A 13,490-nucleotide genomic window follows, 5' to 3' on the forward strand; every position below is an offset into this window, starting at 1 on the left:
ACTAATGCGAAGCCGTACGACGCTCGCCATGCCGTTAGGGTGGTTTCGTGTCCGTTTCCGCCCCCACTCCCGCCACGCTCCCGTCTGCGGCAGGCCGCCGGCGGGAGATCCTGCGTCTGGCGGTGCCCGCTTTCGGTGCGCTAATCGCCGAACCGCTGTTCCTGCTCGCGGATGCGGCGATTGTCGGGCATCTCGGGGTCGCGCAGCTCGCGGGTGTCGGGTTGGCGTCGGCGGTACTCCACACGGTGGTGGGGCTGATGGTATTCCTCGCTTACTCCACCACTCCCGCCGTGGCGCGGGCGATCGGCAACGGCCAGCTGCCCAGGGCCCTCGCGGCCGGGCGGGACGGCGTCTGGCTGGCCCTGCTGCTCGGCGTGGTCCTGGCGACCGCCGGCTTCCTGGCTGCCGAACCACTCGTCGACCTCATGGGTGCCAGCGCCGAGGTGCGGGCCTTCGCCGTGGACTACCTGCGCTGGTCGATGCCCGGACTCGTCGCGATGCTGCTCATCTTCGCGGGCACCGGCGTGCTGCGCGGCCTGCAGGACACACGCACGCCGCTCCTTGTAGCGGCCGCCGGCTTCACCCTGAACGTCGCGCTGAACCTCTTCCTGGTCTACGGGCTGCAGTGGTCCGTCGCCGGCTCGGCGATCGGCACCAGCATCGCCCAATGGGCCATGGCGCTGGTCTACGTGGTGATGGTCGGGCGCAATGCCCGCCGCCACGGAGTGGCCCTGCTGCCGGACTGGCGCGGCGTCCGGTCCCTGAGCAAAGTGGGCTCGTGGCTGATGCTGCGGACGCTCAGCCTGCGCATTGCGATTCTCGCCACGGTGGTGGTGGTCACGACCCAAGGGCCGGTCAACCTGGCCGCCCACCAGCTCGCGATGACGGTCTTCACGTTCCTGGCGTTCGCCCTCGATGCCCTCGCGATTGCCGCCCAGGCGCTGATCGGCAAGGAACTCGGTGCCTCCCGCCCGTCCGGGGCGCGGGAGCTCACCGGAACCATGGTCCGCTGGGGCCTCGGCTTTGGTGCGATCACAGGACTCCTGCTGGCGGTCGCGGCACCGTGGGCGGGGCGGCTCTTCACGTCCGACGCCGGCGTCCAGGCTGCGCTCACGCTGGCCTTGTGGGTGCTCGCGGCCGGGCAGCCGATTGCCGGCTATGTCTTTGTCTTGGACGGCGTGCTGATTGGTGCGGGGGATGCCAAGTACCTGGCGATTGCCGGCGTCGTGAACCTCGCCGTGTATCTGCCGCTGCTGCTGGCCGTGGGACAGTCCGGTGCCGGCGGCGGTGCGGGCCTGCTCTGGTTGTGGGCGGCGTTCTCCCTGGGATATATGACGGCCCGGGCCGTCACGCTGGGCCTCCGCGCCCGGACGGACCGGTGGATGGTGCTCGGCTCGCACTGAGCACCGGCGCGCACGCGGGCGGCTTCGCACTAAACTGGACCGGTGACTCTCCACGCAGCCCCTGACGCCTCCGCCGCCCTGCCCGCCGCGGCCGATCTTTGGAAGCCGGTGCTGGTCCGGGCCGCCGTCGCGCTCGGCTTCGGCGCCGTGACAGTGTTCTGGGCGGCGCCATCCGCGGAGGGCATGGGCTGGGCCGGCGGCCTCTACCTGCTTGCCACCGGCGTGGTGCTGCTCTGGAGCGTGAACAAGACCGGCCTCCGGCCCGGGTCGCCAGCCAGCAAGATGCTTTCCGCCGCTGGCGCCGTGCTGACCGGAACCGGCGCCGCCGTCGGCCTCCTTCCGAGCAGTCTGGTCTTCGGAGTGCTGGCAGCCGTGGGCCTTGGCCTCGCCGGCGCTGCGGAGCTCTACCTCGGCATCACCCACCGCGGCCGGTCCGTGCTGGCCCGTGACTGGATGGCCTCCGGCGCCGTGGGGCTGGGCACTGCTGGCCTGCTGCCGTTCTTCATCGACCTCGGTCCGCACGCGCTGCTTGGCGTCGCGGGCGGCGGTGCCATCATCAGCGGCGTGCTCTGGACGCTGGCGGGGCTGACCTTGCGGCATGATGCGCGGGCCGATTCCGCGGAGGCCGTAAACTAGTAGAGACAGGTTCTACCTTGCGTAGAACGATTGCGGGAACACAACGGCCACGCCTGGCGGCGTCGGCTGCAGGAGGAAAGCACCTTGGCACAGCAGAAATCTGGAGAACCGCGCAACCTGCGGACCTCGGTCAAGGGCCCGCTGATGTTCTCCGCTTTCTGGGCTGTGGTGGCTTTCGTTGCCACCCTCATTTTCGCCTCCGGCGGCACGGCCAAGACACCCCGCTTTGATCTGGCCTTCATTGCCGCGGGCATCGCCTTCATCGTGATTCTGGTGGTACTCGCCATGCTGTCGATGGGCCACAAGCCCAACGCTGAACATCTCGGCAAGGGCTCCGGCGTCAACCTGAGCTCGCGGAACTCCGGCCACGGTGGCCACCCGGCCACCCGGCCGGAAGCCGGCGCCCCGGACGTCGCCCCCGACGCCCCCGGCGACCGCAGCTAGAGTCTGCCGCTCAGGACGCGGCTTTCCGGGCCCGGTACGCTGCCACGTGCGCGCGGTTGGCGCAGTTGCCCGTGTCGCAGTAGCGCTTTGAGCGGTTCCGGCTGAGGTCCAGCACGACGGCGTCGCAGTCGTCCGCGGCGCACACCAGCATGCGGTCCATCTCCTTGCTGCGGATGACGTCCACCAGGGCCATCGCGGCTTCGGTGCTCATCCGGTCCGCCAGCGGCGCTTCCGGCGTGGTGGCGTGCAGATGCCAGTCCCACTGATCATGTTTGACCAGCTGGGGGAGTGCCCGTGCCTGCCTCAGTAGCCTGTTCACTGTGTCCACCGCGGCGGATTCATCCGCGAGCCACAGGGCGGCGAGCTCGGCGCGGAGACGGTGCACGCTGGCCAGCTCGGCCGCGTCCCGGGTCCGCGAGCCGGTGAATCCCTCCGCTTCGAGGAACCGGTCCAGGTCCAGCTCCGTGGCCAGCTGTTCGTCCCCGTTGGCCGCGGAGTTGATCAGGTTGACCACGGACCGCAGCGCCACCTCTGTGTCAGGGGCAAAGGGCATCTTGACTCCTTACGTCGGCGTGGCGTACTGTCATGAGCATAACCCTACTTTACTCCTGACAGGAGGCAGCCCGTGTCTGCCGCACGCCGCACCGCCGAAGCCCCGGCCAAGATCGCTTCCGGAATGCACGCCCCCGGAAAACGTGGTCCCGGCAAGCCCGGCGCGGCATCCGGTTTCCTGGCGTCCGGCCTGGGGGTCGCCCTGTTTTCCTCGGCCGTCTTCGGACTCTCGGGGTCGTTTGCCAAGGCGCTGCTGGAGACCGGCTGGACCCCCGGGGCGGCCGTTACGGCCCGCCTCACCGGCGCCGCGCTCATCCTGGCGGTTCCCGCCGTTCCGGCACTGCGGGGGCGCTGGCACCAGCTCAGGGACAACTGGCTCACGGTCCTCCTCTTCGGCTTCATCGGCGTCGCAGCCTGCCAGCTGTTCTACTTCAACGCCGTGGCCAGGCTGTCTGTAGGGGTGGCCCTGCTCCTGGAATATCTCGCTCCGGTGCTCATCGTGCTGTGGCTCTGGGCCGCCAGCCGCCGGCGCCCGCGGCCCCTGACCATCGCCGGAACCCTGCTGTCCCTCGGCGGACTGGTCCTGGTCCTGGACCTCACGGGAGCCGTGAAGATCGACGTCATCGGTGTGCTGTGGGGGATCGCGGCCGCAGTCTGCCTGGCTATCTATTTCTTCATCACGGCCAAGGAAAACGACACCCTTCCGCCGATCGTCCTTGCCTCCGGCGGGCTGATGGTCGGCGCCGTCACCATGTGGCTCGCCGCCGCGACCGGCCTGCTGCCGATGGCCTTCAGCACCGCCGACACCCGCCTGGGTCCCTGGGTCACCCCCTGGTGGGTGGCCCTGGGCGGACTGGTGCTGCTGGCCACCGTGCTGGCCTACGTCTCGGGAATTGTGGCTGCGCGGGCCCTCGGTTCCAAGGTGGCGTCCTTTGTCTCGCTGACCGAAGTGCTGTTCGCCGTCATCTGGGCGTGGCTGCTGCTGGGTGAACTGCCCGGACCCGTCCAGCTTCTGGGCGGGCTGCTGATTGTCGGCGGCGTTGTGCTGGTCCGGCTGGACGAGCTCCGGACGCGGACCGGCGCCGGTGCGAACGCGGTGCCGTCAGCGCTCGACCATGCGAACGACGTCGAACCCGTGCCGTAAAAGGGGAGCTGACACGAACCGGCCCGGACGCTGCTGCGTCCGGGCCGGTTCGATGTCTGCGGGCTTCCTGCCTAGCGGGAAGCGCTTTCCTGCTCGGTGGCGTTGCGGCTGGCCTGCTTGCCGGCCTCCTGCAGTGCCTGGGAAACCTTCGCCAGGGCGGCAACGTGCTGGCCGTTCCACTCGCTGCGGAACTTGTCGGCGTCCGGGCCCTTCCAGTCGGTGCCCTCAAGCACCTTGGTCAGCAGCGACTTCTGCTTGTCGATCTCGGACGAACCGGCCTGCAGCTTCGTCCCAAGAGTCTTGAGCTGAGCAATGTCTGCACCCCAAATAGCCATTCGAAAAATCTCCTCAAGTGATAGCAGCGGACCCGGCACTGCCGGCGTCCCCTCGGATTCCGGCTGCTCCGGAAGATCCAGTGCCCCCAAACTATCCTGCCGGCCGAAAAACTGTCGATGGGCAGCCCTCCCCATGCCCTCGATCCCGGACGCAAGGCCCCCTAGCATGGAGATATGTGCCGAAACATCCGGACCCTCCATAATTTTGAACCGCACGCCACCACCGCAGAGGTGGAAGCGGCGGCGCTGCAATACGTGCGCAAGATCAGCGGCAGCACCAAGCCGTCCAAGGCCAACGAAGAGGCCTTCAACCGGGCTGTGCACGAGATTGCCCACGTGACGCAGCACCTGCTCGACTCCCTGGTGACGCACGCCCCGGCCAAGGACCGCGAGGAGGAAGCCGCGAAGGCGAAAGCCAGGGCAGCTGTCCGCTACGGCGCGGCCTGAGGGGCGTCCCTCCGAAGGGCGACTACTTGCCGAAGCTGCGCAGCCGGAGAGAGTTGGCCACCACCAGCACGGAGCTGGCCGCCATCGCCGCGCCCGCGATCATCGGGTTGAGCATGCCCAGGGCTGCCACCGGGATCCCCACCGCGTTGTAGAAGAAGGCCCAGAAGAGGTTCGTCTTGATGGTCGCCAGCGTCCGGCGGGACAGTTCGATCGCCTGCGCGACCTGGCCGAGATCGTTGCCCATCACCGTCAGGTCGGCCGCCTCGATGGCCACATCGGTGCCGGATCCCATCGCGATGCCGAGGTCTGCCTGCGCCAGCGCCGCGGCGTCGTTGACGCCGTCACCGGCCATGGCCACCGTGGCGCCGGCGGCCTGCAGCTTCCGCACGGCCTCGACCTTGCCGTCCGGCAGTACCCCGGCGAACACGTCCTCCGGAGCGATCCCGACGGCGGCGGCCACCTGCGCGGCCACCGCGGCGTTGTCCCCGGTCAGGAGGATCGGCCGGAGTCCGAGCCCGCGGAGCCGTGAGATCGCGGCCGCGGAGCCCGGCTTGACCGTGTCGCGCAGGCTGATGATTCCGGAGGGCTCCCCGTCCACGGCAACCCAGATCGCGGTGGCCCCGGAGTCTTCGGCGCGGCTGAACGCGGCCAGCTGCGCGGCATCCGGGGCTATGCCGTTCTCCTGCAGCCACCCCGTGCGGCCGGCTGTGATGAGCCGGCCTCCGACGGTTCCCTGGACGCCGCCGCCGGGCGCGGAGCGGAAGTTGACGACGGCGGGCAGGACCCCGGCGTCCGCGCCGGAGCGGTCGTGTCCGCCTTCTGCCAGGCGTGCGGCGGCGGCCACGGCGCGGGCGACCGGGTGTTCGGAGGCGTCCTCCACGGCTCCGGCCAGCCGCAGGACCTCCGCCGGGGTGGCGGTCCCGAACGCCGCGGTGCCGTCGACGGCGAGGTGGCCCGTGGTCACAGTGCCGGTCTTGTCCAGCAGGATGGTGTCAACAGTCCGGGTATCCTCGAGGACCTGCGGGCCCTTGATCAGGATGCCCAGCTGCGCGCCCCGGCCGGTTCCGGTGAGCAGCCCCACCGGGGTGGCCAGGCCCAGGGCGCAGGGGCAGGCGATGACCAGCACGGCGACGGCGGCCGTGAACGCGGCACGAAGGTCGGCGTCGCTGACCGCCGGTCCGGCCGCCAGCAGCCAGCCGCCGAAAGTCGCCGCGGCGATGGCCAGGACCACCGGTACAAATACGGAGCTAATGCGGTCCGCGAGGCGGGCGATCGGCGCCTTGCCGGACTGGGCCTGGGATACCAGCCGGCCCATCTGGGCCAGTGTGGTTTCGGCGCCGACACGCGTGGCCCGGACCAGCAGGCGGCCGGAGGTGTTGATGGTGGCGCCGGTGACCGGGCTGTCCGGGCCGACTTCCACGGGCACGGATTCGCCCGTGACCAGCGAGGCATCGACAGCGGAGGAGCCTTCGACGACGATGCCGTCCGTCGCGATTTTCTCGCCTGGGCGGACCACAATGAGGTCGCCCACGGCCAGCCGGTCGGCCGGCAGCTGCTGCTCCCGGCCGTCCCGAAGGATGGTGGCATCCTTGGCGCCGAGGTTCAGCAGGGCCTTGAGGGCGTCGCCGGCCTTCTTCTTGGCATTGGCCTCCAGGTATCGGCCCAGCAGCAGGAAGGTGGTGACCACCGCGGCGACCTCGAAGTACAACCCGCCGGAATCCATGCCCTCCATCCCCGCCGGGTGGTCCGTCATCCGCGGGTCCGCGAAGAGCTGCCAGGCCGAGAAGACATAGGCCGAGGTCACGCCGATGGAGACGAGCGTGTCCATGGTGGACGAGAAATGGCGGGCGTTGATGGCGGCTGCCCGGTGGAAGGGCCACGCCGCCCAGGTGACCACGGGCAGGGCCAGGATTCCGGCGGCCCAGCCCCAGTTCGGGAACTGGAACGCCGGAAACATCGAAATCAGGAACACCGGGACAGTGAGGATGGCCGCGACGATCAGGCGCGGGCGGAGCTTGGCTGCGGCGGCGGACGGCGGGTGGTCGCCTGAAGCGACGCCACCGGCGACATGCTCCGCGTGCTCGGCGGGTTCCAGTGTGACCTTGGGGACGCGAACTGTGGCCTTGTAGCCTGCTGCCTCCACCGTGGCGGTGATCTGGCTGTCCGTGATTCCTGCGGGGACTGTGACTCGGGCCGACTCCAGGGGCAGGTTGACGGAAGCGGTGACGCCGTCGAGCTTCCCGAGCTTGCGTTCGACGCGGCTGACGCACGAGGCGCAGGTCATGCCGTCGATGTCGAGCTCGATCACCCGGGTTCCGGGCTGGTCCAGAAGCTGCTCTCTACTCACCGTGTTTCCCTGTCTGTTGTGGTGTTGCGTGGACGTGCGGCGGGTGATCAGGCCTCGTTGGCCACCACCAGATAGCCTGCTTCGGCAACGGCTTCGCCGATCTCGGAGGTGGACAGGGCTCCGGCCGAGATAATGGTGACGGTGGAAATGCCGCCGGAGTTGAGGTCGACGTCGACCTTCTCGACCCCGGCGAGGGCTTCGAGCTCCTCGCTGACGGAGGACACACAGTGGCCGCAGGTCATGCCGGAAACGTTGACGGTGGTGGAAACGGTGCTCATGGCTGGCTCCTGGTGAGTGGACGGCTGGTTCATCAGCCCGATGGTGTGGTGAGTGGTGTTGCCGCTACCGCAGCAGGCGCCCGATGGCATCGGTGGCCTCCTTGACCTTGAAGTCGATGGCCTCAGCCCGAAGCGCCGCGTCCGGTTCGGCCGCGGCCCCGACAACGCAGTGGCCGATGTGCTCCTCCACCAGGCCGAGGCTGACGGCGTGCAGGGCCTTGGTGACAGCTGCGACCTGGGTGAGGATGTCGATGCAGTACTTGTCCTCATCGACCATCCGGGCGATGCCGCGCACCTGGCCCTCGATCCGTTTCAGCCGCAGGAGGTACGCCTCCTTGTTGGCGGAGTAGCCGTGCTGCTGATGCGGTGCGGCATCGGCACCGTCCATGGCGGGGACTGGGGCAACGGGTTCGTTCATAAGGACAACATATACCCCGAGGGGGTATGTAGCAAGTACCCCATGGGGGTATTGGCGTCCGGTGCGGCGGGGACGCCGGGACACAAAAAAGCTCCGGAGTGCGTTATTGGGGGATACGCACTCCGGAGCAGTCTTTGGGCAGGCGCCCCATCGTTCGCGCCTACGGATTAAAGCTTACTTGGCGGTAGGCAGGGAAAGGAAGCACCCCGAATAAGTACTTTCGCTTTATTTTCGGGCGGCCTGCGGCGCCTCCGGCCCGACGTTCCAGGACAGCTGGGTCGCATGGAAGTCGAAGTGCGCCACCGGGTACGTGTAGACGTCCGCGAGGGTCATGCTCTCCTTGAAGAACGGGTCCCAGCGGGTCGGGAAGTGCATCCGGCATGCCAGTCCGGCCTCCGTTTCCCGCCGCAGGCGCCGTTCCAGCGCCGAGGTCACCCGGCGCAACTTGGCGGCCATCCGCCGGCGGTTGAAGATTCGTGCGCCTCCCTTGGATCCCCAGTAGTTGATGATGTCGAACGGTACGGTCCCGGCATTCAGCAGCCCGGCGAAACCCCGGTTGACGGAATCAGGCAGCCGTCCGAAGATCCGCACCAGCGGAAGCAGTGCCAGCACCACGATGTAGCCGAACACCATGTGGTAGAGCAGCTCCTCGTTGGTCCATCGGGTGCCCGCGCTGCGGCGGTGGAGCTCTTCGGGCGACATGAGCGCCAGGGTGGTCTCCACGTCCATGCAGTTGCGCCGGTAGGCGTCAGCAACGGCCTCGCGGTCCAGCGGGTCGGTCACGCTGGGTCGGGCGTCATGTCAGGCGCCCGCTTGGTCCGGTGGTGGATCGCGGCCCTGATCGGAACGATGAGGATTGGATGGTCCTGATGGTGGCTGAGCCACGCGGCCACCGAACCGTTGAGGGCAGCGGAGATCCGGTGACCCAGGCCGGGTTCGGGTGTGCCCACGATGATCATCGCGGCGCCGACTTCGGCCGCCAGCCTGCCCAGCGCCCGGGCCGGATCCCCGGCCAAAGTCCGTAGGGTCCACTGGACCCCAAGGGCATCGCAGGCTAAGCCGATGCCGTTCCGCAACTCCTGTGTCACTGCCCGGATTTCGGCGCTGTCCGTCTCAGGGTGCAGTGAGAGCCGGTGGGCGGACCGCGCGGGATCCCACTCCACGAGATAACTTGCCTCATCCACGTGGGCGCAGATCAGCTGGACGGAGAGTTTCGAGGCCAACGAAGCGGCAGTCTGCAGCACTTCGGGGCTCTGTCCCGGGAGCACGCCGACCACAAGGGGCGGCGGACCACTCGGGCGTTCGGCGGACATACTCAATTGTGGATCCCGTCCTGCGCCAGGAACAGGGCCTTACTTCCCGGTCTTGCCGCGCGCCAGTGAAGCGGAATCGGCCCTGTGCGCCCCCGACGGCCGGTCGAGGGACGTCGCTCCGACGCGGGACACAGCTCCGGCGATCCCGGCGGCGGCAGGCCGCCGCGGCGTCCCGGGGGCGGCCAAGCTCAGCCCGCGGAGCGGCCGTGGGCCAGCCCGGTGGGGAACCCCATCAGCACGGGCTCGGGCGTGCCGCAGCAGCCTCCCGCCGTCTCCAAGACAGGATCGGCGGAAACAGCCGGGATGTCGCAGCTGGTGCCGGCATCGGAGGAGCAGACGCCGGTCTCCGGAAGTTCCAGCAGGACGGTGTCCGCGGCCTCGCGGTCTCCGGCCAGGGCGGCCGCGACGGAGCGTACCTGCTCGTAGCCGGTGGCCAGCAGGAAGGTGGGCGCCCGGCCGTAGGATTTCATCCCCACGATGTAGAAATCCTTGTCCGGGTGGGCCAGCAACCTGGCGCCGTGCGGCGCAACGGTGCCGCAGGAGTGGAACTCCGGGTCGATCAGCGGGCCAAGTTCACGCGGGGCCTCGACGGCCGGATCCAGTTCCAGCCGGAGTTCCCGCAGGATGTCCAGGTCCGGGCGGAAGCCGGTGCAGGGCACAACGACGTCGGCCTCGAGGGTGCTGCCGTCGGCGGAGCTGACAGTGACGCCCGCGGACGACGCTGTGAGGGCGGTGATCCCGAATCCGGTGTGCAGCTCCACGGTGCCGGCCTCGACCAGGCGGCGGAGCCGGCTGCCCAGCTGCCCGCGCGCGGGGAGGCCGTCGGCGTCGCCGCCGCCGTAGACTTTCTCGGGGGAGGCGCCCCGCACGGCCCAGAGGATTTTCGTGTCCGCCTCCTGCGTCGCCAGGTCTGCAAGGTTGATCAGCGTGTTGGCCGCGGAGTGTCCCGCGCCGACCACCAGGACCCGTTGTCCGGCGAACCGGGCACGCTCGCGGCCCAGGACATCCGGGAGCGCGCCGGAAATCCGCTCCGCGGCGGCCGCTTCACCCGCGGCCGGCAGCCCGGAGGTGCCGAGCGGATTGCGGGTGTCCCAGGTGCCGGAGGCATCAATGACGCCCGCGGCCCGGTGCTCGTGGACTTCGCCTGCCGCGTGTTCGACCCTGAGCAGGAACGGCGTTGTGTCGCGGCCGCGGCTGTGGGTCTTGTCCATCCCGAGCCGCGTCACCTCCACGACGCGGGCACCGGTGTGCAACCGGGTGGCGATGGCCGGCAGCGCGGCGAGGGGCGCCAGGTAGGAATCAACGAGATCGCCGCCGAAGGGCAACGCCGTGGGGCGCGGTGCCTCCCAGCCGGACGCGGCCAGGAGCCTGGTGGCAGCAGCGTCGACGTTGAACCGCCAGGGCGAGAAGAGGCGGATGTGGCGCCACTGTTCGATCGCGGCGCCCGCCGCCGGGCCGGCCTCAAAGATCAGCGGCTCGATGCCGCGCTCCAGGAGGTGGGCCGCCGCGGCGAGGCCGATCGGGCCTGCTCCGATGACGGCGACGGGAAGATTCGTGCTCACAGCCATTTTGTCCCCTTCCAAATATTGATAGTTGTCGATATGCCGAGTATCTCCCGCTATATCGACGCCTGTCAATATGAGTGCATAATGGATGTATGACAGCACTCCAGATTGTTGAGCCAGCGGCGGCCGATGCGTGCTGCACCTCGTCCGGGTTGCCCGTGCTGGGTGCCGAGGAGGCGCAGGGCAAGGCCCAGCTCTTCAAGGCCCTTGCCGATCCAAACCGCTTGCGGCTGCTGTCCATCGTCAAGGCGTCCGACGGCGGAGAGGCCTGCGTCTGCGACCTCACCGAGCCGCTGGACCTCGGTCAGCCGACGGTTTCCCACCACCTCAAGATCCTCGTCGACGCCGGCCTGCTGCGCCGCGAAAAGCGGGGCACCTGGGCTTACTACTCCCTGGTTCCCGGCGCGCTCGAGCGGACCGCGGGCGTGCTCTCTGACCTGTAGGCCGCCAGAGTCGCGCGGCTCTTGAACACCTCCGATGCGGGGCCTACGGTTTAAGAACTGAGGAAAGGGTGACCGCCGTGGAAATCTTCATGTGGTGGCTGGATCTGGATCTGGCGAGCAAGGAGTGGCTGCGGGAAAACCTGCGCGCCGCAGAGTTGCCGTTGCCCGTGCTGCAGGGGATTGCAGAAGCCGGCGGACCCCACCCGGATGACGTTTCCGGGGTCCTGACCGACGCCGACTGGGACTTCATCGAGACGCAGTCCGAATTCGTAGACTGACAAAAACGGACCCATTCCGGCGCCGAAAAACCATTGCGGCCATCTTCGCAGGGTGGTTGCATGGGGGGCATGGCTACCGCAGAAAGTTATGTCCTGGCGATCGGCACCAAAAAAGGTCTCTGGCTGGCGACGAGCCCGGACCGCAAAGACTGGTCCCTCTCCGGCCCGCATTTCCTGATGAGCGAAGTCCCCAGCATCGGCATTGACACCCGAGACGGCCGGACCCGGATCCTTGTCGGAGTCCGCTCCGAGCACTGGGGACCCACCGTTTTCCACTCCGATGACCTGGGCGAAACGTGGAACGAGCCCGAACAGGGCGCCATCCGCTTCCCTGAGGGCACCGACGCGGCCCTGGAGCGGGTCTGGCAGATCCATCCCGACGCCGAGTCCCGTCCCGGCGTCGTCTGGGCCGGCTGCGAGCCGATCTCGGTCTGGAAGTCCACCGACGGCGGTGAACACTTCGAGCTCAACCGCGGGCTCTGGGACCACCCCCACCGCGGCGAATGGGGTGCCGGTTACGGCGGCGCCGCGGCGCACTCGATCGTCGTCGACCACACCGGAGAGAAGGTCCACGTCGCGATGAGTACCGGCGGTGTCTACCGTTCGCTTGACGGCGGGAGCTCCTGGGAGCCGCGCAACAAGGGAATCTCGGCCTACTTTATGCCCGATCCCAACCCGGAATTCGGCCAGTGCGTGCACAAGATCGCGGCCGATTCCGCCGTCGACGGCCGGCTCTACGCGCAGAACCACCACGGCGTCTACCGCAGTGACGACGACGCCGAGAACTGGGAATCCATCGCGGATGGCCTTCCGGCGGACTTCGGTTTCGTGATGCTCACGCACCCCGGGCGGGCCGGTACCGCCTGGGTGATCCCGCTCAAGGCCGACGGCGAACGGATTCCCCCGGAGGGCAGACTCGCGGTCCACCGGACCGACGACGCCGGGGCGACCTGGAAGCGCCTGGACGCCGGGCTGCCCGAAAAGGAATTCAATTCCGTGCTTCGGGACGCCGCCTGCGTTGACACGGCAGAGCCGGCCGGCGTGTACTTTGGCACCCGCGGCGGCAGCGTCTACGCCAGCGCCGACGAGGGTGAGCACTTCGCCGAGGTGGCCTCGCACCTGCCGGACGTGCTGTGCGTTCGTGCCTCCGCCGTATCCGGCGCCGCTTTGTCCGGATCAGCGGTGTCCGCATCCGCGGCGGGCGCCTGAGTCGCGTGCCCGGAATTAGTGTGGTGCTGCCCAGTGTGCTCCAGCCGCTGGCCGGCGGGCAGTCCTTCCTGACTGCGCCCGCCGACGCGGCGGTGACGGTGGAGGGGGTGCTGGACGAGGTGACCGGGGAGTACCCGGCGCTGTCGAGGCGGTTGCGGGATGAGACCGGGGCGGTCCGACGCTACGTGAATATATACGTCAACGGAAATGAGATCCGCCGCCTGCAGGGCCTGGCCACCGAGGTTTCCCCCGGCGGGGAGGTCCTGATCATCCAGTCCGTCGCGGGCGGCTAGCAGCCTCAGGCGACCCGCCAGAGGCTGCACTCGTCCGTGTTGATGGCTTTCCGCGTGCCGGACTGCCGGTCCATGATCCACACGACGCCGATTCCTGGCGCGGTTTCCTGGACGCTGCCGCGGCGGATCACGACGTCGTCGTAGTTCGGGCCGACTTTCAGCCGCGCCTCGATCTCGTCGCCGCGGTGCAGCTGATCCAGGGCACGGATACGGGTTACATGGGCGTTGGCTTCCTTCAACATGGCGGGGCCTCCTGGACTGGAGAGTGGTGCCTGCTCTTGCCGGCACTTCCAGTGTCCTGCGCCAATGTTGCCGCCGCGTTTCGGCCCGGTAAGACGTGCGTAAGCGTTCGACGCCGGGGGAGTTGCCGGCGTCAGGGCCCGGC

At 68.7% G+C, this 13,490-nt stretch carries 18 protein-coding genes; 9 read left to right on the top strand and 9 right to left on the bottom strand.

All coding sequences use genetic code 11. From position 1 onward, the window contains the following. The first annotated feature begins 47 nt into the window (after positions 1 to 47). The 3 genes from AC6EUH_RS10385 (at position 48) to AC6EUH_RS10395 (ending at position 2,483) form a co-directional block, all read left to right on the top strand. Positions 48 to 1,403, top strand: coding sequence for an MATE family efflux transporter (locus AC6EUH_RS10385; RefSeq protein WP_499738565.1), 1,356 nt, complete (start codon positions 48 to 50; stop codon positions 1,401 to 1,403). A 42-nt stretch (positions 1,404 to 1,445) separates the two neighbouring features. Further along, positions 1,446 to 2,039, top strand: a complete 594-nt coding sequence (locus tag AC6EUH_RS10390; protein WP_056428878.1) for a hypothetical protein — start codon at positions 1,446 to 1,448, stop codon at positions 2,037 to 2,039. Between the two features lie 84 nt (positions 2,040 to 2,123). Further along, a complete protein-coding gene (locus AC6EUH_RS10395) occupies positions 2,124 to 2,483 on the top strand; it encodes a hypothetical protein (protein WP_499738566.1) in 360 nt (119 codons plus the stop codon). Between the two features lie 10 nt (positions 2,484 to 2,493). On the opposite strand, the gene AC6EUH_RS10400 is transcribed toward AC6EUH_RS10395, so the two are convergent. Next, complete coding sequence (locus tag AC6EUH_RS10400; RefSeq protein ID WP_056428882.1) at positions 2,494 to 3,036, bottom strand: CGNR zinc finger domain-containing protein; 543 nt, start codon at positions 3,034 to 3,036, stop codon at positions 2,494 to 2,496. Between the two features lie 123 nt (positions 3,037 to 3,159). Between AC6EUH_RS10400 and AC6EUH_RS10405 the strand changes: the two genes are divergently transcribed. Continuing rightward, complete coding sequence (locus AC6EUH_RS10405) at positions 3,160 to 4,179, top strand: EamA family transporter (RefSeq protein ID WP_499738594.1); 1,020 nt, start codon at positions 3,160 to 3,162, stop codon at positions 4,177 to 4,179. A gap of 71 nt (positions 4,180 to 4,250) precedes the next feature. Here AC6EUH_RS10405 and AC6EUH_RS10410 read toward each other — a convergent pair whose 3' ends face one another. Continuing rightward, entirely contained in the window at positions 4,251 to 4,514 is a 264-nt protein-coding gene (locus tag AC6EUH_RS10410; RefSeq protein WP_056432770.1) for a hypothetical protein, read from the bottom strand. Positions 4,515 to 4,688: 174 nt separating this feature from the next. Between AC6EUH_RS10410 and AC6EUH_RS10415 the strand changes: the two genes are divergently transcribed. Then, positions 4,689 to 4,961, top strand: a complete 273-nt coding sequence (locus AC6EUH_RS10415; RefSeq protein ID WP_056428885.1) for a DUF2277 domain-containing protein — start codon at positions 4,689 to 4,691, stop codon at positions 4,959 to 4,961. 22 nt (positions 4,962 to 4,983) lie between these two features. Here the strand turns inward: AC6EUH_RS10415 and AC6EUH_RS10420 are convergent, their stop codons facing one another. The 6 genes from AC6EUH_RS10420 to AC6EUH_RS10445 all read right to left on the bottom strand — a co-directional run bounded on the left by AC6EUH_RS10420 (position 4,984) and on the right by AC6EUH_RS10445 (position 10,885). After that, positions 4,984 to 7,245: a heavy metal translocating P-type ATPase gene (locus AC6EUH_RS10420; RefSeq protein ID WP_499738595.1), complete on the bottom strand. Its 2,262-nt coding sequence runs from the start codon at positions 7,243 to 7,245 to the stop codon at positions 4,984 to 4,986. 110 nt (positions 7,246 to 7,355) lie between these two features. Continuing rightward, entirely contained in the window at positions 7,356 to 7,586 is a 231-nt protein-coding gene (locus AC6EUH_RS10425) for a heavy-metal-associated domain-containing protein (protein WP_056428892.1), read from the bottom strand. 64 nt (positions 7,587 to 7,650) lie between these two features. Continuing rightward, positions 7,651 to 8,004, bottom strand: a complete 354-nt coding sequence (locus AC6EUH_RS10430) for a metal-sensitive transcriptional regulator (protein ID WP_056428895.1) — start codon at positions 8,002 to 8,004, stop codon at positions 7,651 to 7,653. 225 nt (positions 8,005 to 8,229) lie between these two features. Further along, on the bottom strand, positions 8,230 to 8,787 hold the full coding sequence (locus AC6EUH_RS10435) for a DinB family protein (protein WP_499738567.1): 558 nt from the start codon (positions 8,785 to 8,787) through the stop codon (positions 8,230 to 8,232). Next, entirely contained in the window at positions 8,784 to 9,317 is a 534-nt protein-coding gene (locus AC6EUH_RS10440; RefSeq protein WP_056428897.1) for a universal stress protein, read from the bottom strand. The genes AC6EUH_RS10435 and AC6EUH_RS10440 overlap by 4 nt, the downstream gene beginning before the upstream one ends. A 188-nt stretch (positions 9,318 to 9,505) precedes the next feature. Then, positions 9,506 to 10,885 carry an NAD(P)-binding domain-containing protein gene (locus AC6EUH_RS10445; RefSeq protein ID WP_499738568.1) on the bottom strand — a complete coding sequence of 460 codons (1,380 nt, stop codon included), beginning with the start codon at positions 10,883 to 10,885 and terminating at the stop codon, positions 9,506 to 9,508. Between the two features lie 89 nt (positions 10,886 to 10,974). Here AC6EUH_RS10445 and AC6EUH_RS10450 point away from each other — a divergent pair, with 89 nt between their 5' ends. The 4 genes from AC6EUH_RS10450 (at position 10,975) to AC6EUH_RS10465 (ending at position 13,105) form a co-directional block, all read left to right on the top strand. After that, a complete protein-coding gene (locus AC6EUH_RS10450; protein ID WP_056428903.1) occupies positions 10,975 to 11,325 on the top strand; it encodes an ArsR/SmtB family transcription factor in 351 nt (116 codons plus the stop codon). A 77-nt stretch (positions 11,326 to 11,402) separates the two neighbouring features. Then, positions 11,403 to 11,603: a hypothetical protein gene (locus tag AC6EUH_RS10455; RefSeq protein ID WP_056429305.1), complete on the top strand. Its 201-nt coding sequence runs from the start codon at positions 11,403 to 11,405 to the stop codon at positions 11,601 to 11,603. A 60-nt stretch (positions 11,604 to 11,663) separates the two neighbouring features. Further along, complete coding sequence (locus tag AC6EUH_RS10460; protein WP_499738569.1) at positions 11,664 to 12,812, top strand: WD40/YVTN/BNR-like repeat-containing protein; 1,149 nt, start codon at positions 11,664 to 11,666, stop codon at positions 12,810 to 12,812. Between the two features lie 5 nt (positions 12,813 to 12,817). Then, positions 12,818 to 13,105, top strand: coding sequence for a MoaD/ThiS family protein (locus AC6EUH_RS10465; protein WP_499738570.1), 288 nt, complete (start codon positions 12,818 to 12,820; stop codon positions 13,103 to 13,105). A gap of 5 nt (positions 13,106 to 13,110) precedes the next feature. On the opposite strand, the gene AC6EUH_RS10470 is transcribed toward AC6EUH_RS10465, so the two are convergent. Beyond that, the gene (locus AC6EUH_RS10470; RefSeq protein WP_056428911.1) at positions 13,111 to 13,347 is read right to left on the bottom strand and encodes a hypothetical protein; all 237 of its coding nucleotides are present in this window, start codon (positions 13,345 to 13,347) and stop codon (positions 13,111 to 13,113) included. Between the last annotated feature and the right edge of the window lie 143 nt (positions 13,348 to 13,490).

It is taken from the genome of Arthrobacter sp. 001422645 (assembly GCF_059816125.1).